This is a genomic window from Pseudoalteromonas sp. S558, from assembly GCF_005886635.1.
GTDB lineage: Bacteria > Pseudomonadota > Gammaproteobacteria > Enterobacterales > Alteromonadaceae > Pseudoalteromonas > Pseudoalteromonas aliena.
In genome coordinates, this window is sequence record NZ_PNDU01000177.1 from 1 (window position 1) to 6,236 (window position 6,236).

General features: G+C 40.8%; 4 protein-coding genes. 3 read left to right on the plus strand and 1 reads right to left on the minus strand.

Going from position 1 to position 6,236, the window contains the following annotated elements:
• Positions 1-353 precede the first annotated feature (353 nt).
• Positions 354-1,172, plus strand: coding sequence for a serine O-acetyltransferase (gene cysE, locus CWB66_RS12950; RefSeq protein WP_138585698.1), 819 nt, complete (start codon positions 354-356; stop codon positions 1,170-1,172).
• A gap of 208 nt (positions 1,173-1,380) precedes the next feature.
• On the opposite strand, the gene xseA is transcribed toward cysE, so the two are convergent.
• Entirely contained in the window at positions 1,381-2,712 is a 1,332-nt protein-coding gene (gene xseA / locus CWB66_RS12955; RefSeq protein ID WP_138585699.1) for an exodeoxyribonuclease VII large subunit, read from the minus strand.
• Between the two features lie 147 nt (positions 2,713-2,859).
• Between xseA and guaB the strand changes: the two genes are divergently transcribed.
• Both guaB and guaA read left to right on the plus strand, forming a co-directional pair.
• Positions 2,860-4,329 carry an IMP dehydrogenase gene (gene guaB, locus CWB66_RS12960; RefSeq protein WP_007377818.1) on the plus strand — a complete coding sequence of 490 codons (1,470 nt, stop codon included), beginning with the start codon at positions 2,860-2,862 and terminating at the stop codon, positions 4,327-4,329.
• 270 nt (positions 4,330-4,599) lie between these two features.
• The gene (gene guaA, locus CWB66_RS12965) at positions 4,600-6,177 is read left to right on the plus strand and encodes a glutamine-hydrolyzing GMP synthase (protein WP_138585700.1); all 1,578 of its coding nucleotides are present in this window, start codon (positions 4,600-4,602) and stop codon (positions 6,175-6,177) included.
• The last annotated feature ends 59 nt before the right edge of the window (positions 6,178-6,236 follow it).

Sequence of the window (6,236 nt, forward strand, 5' to 3'; positions counted from 1 at the left end):
AAGCGCCTATTTTTAAAAATAATTAACCTGAACTCTGGTTAAGATATTTACTAATATATTGAATCATAGTGATATTTAAATTTATTTTCTCTAGCCAGAGATTTTCTGTGAATACAAGGCGAATTTACGCGTCAATAGCTGGCCTATTACAAGTAAATTCAACGCCGTTAGCGCTGAAAATAGCTGCTTGAAATAGATTTATTATCCAGAGTTCAAGTTATCTAATAATGAAACTTAATAAACGGTTATACCTAATAACTAGAACAAATAACTAAGGGGTTAACACCTTAAGCTTTAAATCCGTTAGACTTGGGAAAAGGCTATTTTATATCAACTTAAGGCAGTGCAGTATTATGCGTCATGCAATTTGGCAACAGCTTCGCGGTGAAGCGAACGATGTAGTAAAACGAGAACCACTATTAGCGAGTCATGTGTATTCATGCATTTTGAATCATGATTGTTTAGGTTCGGCATTAAGCTTTATTGTTGCTAATAAATTGGCCGATGCGGTGGTATCTGCATTTACTATTCGCGAGTTGTTTGATCAATCGTTTGTAAAGTGTGACCGAATGCTCTCGTTTGTTGCAGAGGATATTAAGGCGGTGAAAGACAGGGATCCCGCTGCCGAAACCTACCTTACGGTTATATTAAATCTTAAGGGTTTTCATGCTATTCAAGCGCACCGCTTAGCTAACTGCTTATGGCAACAAAACCGTAAAGAATTAGCGCGTTTTATTCAAAGCCGTACATCTGAAGTATTTGGGGTCGACATTCACCCAGCATGTAAAGTAGGTAAAGGCATTATGTTTGACCATGCAACTGGGATTGTTATTGGTGAAACAGCGGTAATTGAAGATAACGTATCAATACTTCAATCGGTAACGCTTGGCGGTACAGGCAACGAGCAGGGTGATCGTCATCCAAAAATTAGAGCAGGTGTATTAATTGGTGCAGGCGCTAAGGTGCTTGGTAATATTGAAGTAGGTGAGGGGGCGCGAATTGGTGCAGGCTCTGTCGTGCTAAGTAATGTACCACCGCATACCACGGCTGTTGGCGTACCGGCTAAAATTATTGGTCGACCGGATTGTGAGTGTCCAGCGCAAAGTATGAACCAAAATTTTTTAGCAAATCCAGAACCTGAAAATGAATCACACACTAGCTCAATGTTATAAGTAAAAGTAAAAGGAATTAAAATGAACAACAATAGCTATTGCTAGGAATTGGCTTTATTGCTGGTGTTGGTTTAACTTGGGGCTACTTTAATTTAGCTTCAAGTGATTCAGAGCCAACTAAGTTATAGCAAAGTAATGCAAAGCAGCAAAAACCTTATGCTCTGCATCCAAAAAGTAAAGAAGTAACACCAGCAATTAAGTGAACGTTTTACGACGCTGTTGATTTTATTACGCCATCCGCCAGCTCTGTAATTAAAACATCGCCTGTTTTAATTTGACCCACAGATTTAACCACTTTGCCTTGTTGTGTTTTAGTGATGCTATAACCGCGAGCTAAAACATTAAGCGGACTTACCGAATCTAACCTGCTTGCTTGCAGTGCTAAGCTATTATTCGCCTGCTGTAACTGATGCTGTATAGCTTGGTTTAGCCTAGCTTGTAATTGCGAAAGTTGATGACCTGCTGAAGCGAGTTTTTTATCAGGTGATTGGCGCATTAAACGTGGCGTTAAGTTATTGAGTGTGCGTTCTTGCTGGTATAAACGATGTTGCATAGCTTGTTGCAGTGCAATGCTTAGCTCATCCAAACGTTGTGATTTTTGATTAAGCTGATTACGTGGGTGGCATAGGTTGAGGCGATGCTGTAGATGTGTAGCAAGCGCGCGCTTATCAGCAATATCGTGTTTAAAGGCATTGTTTAAACGGTTAATGAGTTGCGTAACTTTGTTGTGTAGCTCTTGCGTGTTAGGACTTACCAACTCAGCAGCAGCCGATGGAGTAGCCGCACGCATATCGGCCACGTAGTCACTAATAGTAGTGTCAATTTCATGACCCACGGCGCTTATAATTGGTAAATCGCTTTGATAAATAGCACGAGCAAGTTGTTCGTGGTTAAAGCACCATAAATCTTCAAGTGATCCGCCGCCTCGCCCTAAAATAAGTACGTCTACTTCATCACGGGCATTGGCTAATCCTATTTGCTTAATTAAATGCAGGTGTGCTTCCTTGCCTTGCACCATCGCAGGGTAAATAATGACTTCTAATTGTGGCGCCCGGCGTTTAAGCACCGTTAAAATATCTTTTATCGCAGCGCCGGTTGCTGAGGTAATAACCCCAATACGATTAATATTTTGCGGTAATAGCTGTTTGTGAACTGAGCCAAATAATCCCTCGGCGGCTAAGCGCATTTTAAGCGCATCGAACTCTTGTTTTAGCTGACCTTCGCCGGCCGGCTCCATATGCTCAACAATAAGCTGGTAGTCACCGCGAGGTTCATAAAGTGATACACGCGCTTTTACTGTAACTTGCGCGCCATTTGCAGGACGGTAGCTTTGGTTGCGATTGTTTCCGCGCCACATTGCGGCTTTAATTTGTGCTTTGTCGTCTTTTAACGAAAAGTACCAATGGCCGGATGCTGGGGTAATAAAATTAGAAATTTCACCTGTTAATACTAATGAGGCAAAGCCTTGCTCAAGTAATGTGCGAATTTCTCTATTAAGGCGTGAAACGGTGTAAACCGTCTGCGAAGGCTTCGAAAACATAAAAAACAACCTAAAATTATTTATGAGGCAAGTTATAAGATAAGTTTATCATAAATATTTTCGAAATATTATTTACTCACGCCAACAACGCTGTTAAAATTTGGCCGCAATTCCTTATCTTAGATCCACATGTGAGAAGTTGCCAAAATGCTTAGAATCGCTAAAGAAGCTCTTACCTTTGATGACGTACTTTTAGTACCTGGTCATTCTACTGTTTTGCCACACACGGCAAATATTTCAACTCGCTTAACGCGTGGTATCAAACTTAACTTGCCGCTTATTTCAGCATCTATGGATACTGTTACAGAAGCTCGTTTAGCTATTGCCCTTGCGCAAGAAGGTGGTCTTGGTTTTATTCATAAAAACATGACTATTGAAGAACAAGCGAAAAACGTACGTAAAGTTAAAACCTACGAAGCAGGTATTGTTTCTTATCCTGTAACGGTTACTGCCGATTTAACAATTGCTGATGCAGTTGAGCTTTCGCATGAAAAAGGTTTTTCAGGCTTTCCGGTTACCGATAGCAATAATGTGCTTGTAGGCATTGTTACTAGCCGTGATATGCGTTTTGAAACTAAGCTTGAACAGCCTGTTTCTACCGTTATGACTAAAAAAGAAAAGCTTGTTACCGTTAAAGAAGGTGCGGCCCGCGAAGAAATTTTAGGCTTAATGCACGAACACCGCATTGAAAAAATCTTAGTTGTTGATGATGAATTTAAACTCAAAGGCATGATCACAGTAAAAGATTACCAAAAAGCCCAAGACAAACCTGACGCATGTAAAGATGACCAAGGTCGTTTACGTGTAGGTGCTGCTGTAAGTGTTGGCGCAGGTACTGATGAGCGCATTGCTGCATTAGTCGAAGCGGGTATTGATGTTTTACTTATCGATACATCGCATGGTCACTCTCAAGGCGTTATTGACCGTGTTACTAAAACTCGCAAAGAGTACCCAGACTTACAAATTATTGCAGGTAACATTGCAACAGCTGAAGGTGCGATTGCACTAGCTGATGCGGGAGCGGATGCAGTTAAAGTAGGTATCGGCCCAGGTTCTATTTGTACTACACGTATTGTTACAGGGTGTGGCGTTCCACAAATTACCGCTATTTCAGATGCTGTTGAAGGCTTAAAAGGTCGCGACATTCCTGTTATTGCTGATGGTGGCATTCGTTTTTCTGGTGACATTGTTAAAGCACTTGTTGCTGGTGCATCGTGTGTAATGGTGGGTTCTCTTCTTGCTGGTACTGAAGAAGCACCAGGTGAAGTTGAGCTATACCAAGGGCGTTACTACAAATCTTACCGTGGTATGGGCTCATTGGGCGCGATGGATCAAAAAGAAGGTTCATCAGATCGTTACTTCCAAAAATCAAACGAAGCAGACAAGCTAGTACCAGAAGGTATTGAAGGTCGCGTAGCGTACAAAGGCCCTATTGCAACGATTATTCATCAGCAAGTGGGCGGCCTACGAAGTGCTATGGGCTTAACGGGTTGTGCAACAATTGAAGAGCTAAATACAAAACCACAGTTTGTACGTGTTACATCTGCAGGTATGGGTGAGTCGCATGTTCATGATGTGCAAATCACTAAAGAAGCACCAAATTACCGCTTAGGTTAAGCAGCGTAATTAATTTAATATACTGGGCTTGCTTTGCAAGCCCTCTTTTTAGTCGTTTATATAAATACCAATTGCATTAATAAAGTGGTCAATTATTGCGACAGATAAATGGCTCAATAACGAGGCAAAAATTTCGATTTTTAGTTTCTTCTAAATAAGAAGTTTTTAACGTGGTTAGAGAGTTATTTAGCCTGCAAAAATTAGTAATGTTTAATAAAATTGGTATTCAAAGCGGCATTTAGCATTAGCATCTACTTTACGAGATACTCCATGAGCAAAGATATTCACGATTCACGAATTCTCATTTTAGACTTTGGTTCACAATACACGCAACTAATCGCGCGCCGTATACGCGAAATTGGTGTTTATTGTGAGCTGTGGGCATGGGATGTAACTGAAGAGCAAATCCGCGAGTTTAACCCACAAGGTATCATTCTTTCTGGTGGCCCAGAATCAACAACACTTGAAAACAGCCCGCGCGCTCCTGAGTATGTATTTAATGCAGGTGTGCCTGTATTGGGTATTTGTTACGGTATGCAAACAATGGCAACTCAACTTGGCGGAAATGTACACAGCTCTGATAAAAAAGAGTTTGGTTACGCACAAGTTGAAAAAGTAGGCAGTTGTGCATTGTTTGATGCAATTGAAGACCACATTACTGATGGCGGCAACGGCATACTTGACGTTTGGATGAGCCATGGCGACAAAGTAATGGATATTCCAGCTGATTTTACAACAACAGCTAAAACATCTACTTGCCCACATGCAGCAATGTCTAACGAAGCTAAACGTTTCTACGGCGTACAGTTTCACCCTGAAGTAACGCACACACATCAAGGTCAGCGTTTATTAGAGCGTTTTGCTATTGATATTTGTGGCTGTGAAAAATTATGGACTGCGGCAAAAATTATCGATGATGCTATCGAACGAATTAAAGAAACCGTTGGCGATGACGAAGTTATTTTAGGCTTATCTGGTGGCGTTGATTCATCGGTTGTAGCTATGCTTATTCACCGTGCAATTGGCGAAAGGCTAACATGTGTATTTGTTGATAATGGTTTACTTCGTTTAAACGAAGGCCAACAAGTAATGGACATGTTTGGTAATAAATTTGGCTTAAATATTGTTAAAGTTGAAGCTGAAGAGCAGTTTTTAAATGATCTTGCAGGTAAGTCAGATCCAGAAGATAAGCGTAAAGCCATTGGCCATACGTTTATTAATGTGTTTGATGAGCAAGCCAAAAAGCTTAAAAATGCGAAATGGTTAGCGCAAGGTACAATCTACCCAGATGTAATTGAATCAGCGGCATCTGCAACCGGTAAAGCGCATGTTATTAAATCTCACCACAATGTGGGCGGATTACCAGATGACATGAAAATGGGGCTTGTTGAACCATTACGTGAGTTATTCAAAGATGAAGTGCGTAAAATTGGCCTAGAGCTTGGTTTACCGTACGACATGTTATACCGCCACCCATTTCCAGGGCCTGGTTTAGGTGTGCGTGTACTTGGCGAGATCAAAAAAGAATACTGTGATTTATTACGCCGCGCTGATGCGATTTTCATCGAAGAGCTACACAAAGCTGAGCTTTATCATAAAGTAAGCCAAGCGTTTACGGTATTCTTACCGGTTAAATCGGTAGGGGTTATGGGCGATGCACGTAAGTACGATTGGGTTGTATCACTTCGTTGTGTAGAAACAATCGACTTTATGACAGCGCGTTGGTCACATTTACCGTATGAGTTTTTAGGTGTGGTATCAAACCGTATCATTAACGAAATTGATGGTATTTCTCGTGTTGTTTACGATATTTCAGGTAAACCACCTGCAACTATCGAATGGGAATAATTAATTTTAGTTTTAATTAACTAATTTTAAGTGATTAAAAAACGGCGAATTAGCATGCT

Bases quoted from the DNA above. Each gene is read 5' to 3' on its own strand.
- cysE (WP_138585698.1), top strand. From the start codon at position 354: ATGCGTCATGCAATTTGGCAACAGCTTCGCGGTGAAGCGAACGATGTA.
- xseA (WP_138585699.1), bottom strand. From the start codon at position 2,712: ATGTTTTCGAAGCCTTCGCAGACGGTTTACACCGTTTCACGCCTTAAT.
- guaB (WP_007377818.1), top strand. From the start codon at position 2,860: ATGCTTAGAATCGCTAAAGAAGCTCTTACCTTTGATGACGTACTTTTA.
- guaA (WP_138585700.1), top strand. From the start codon at position 4,600: ATGAGCAAAGATATTCACGATTCACGAATTCTCATTTTAGACTTTGGT.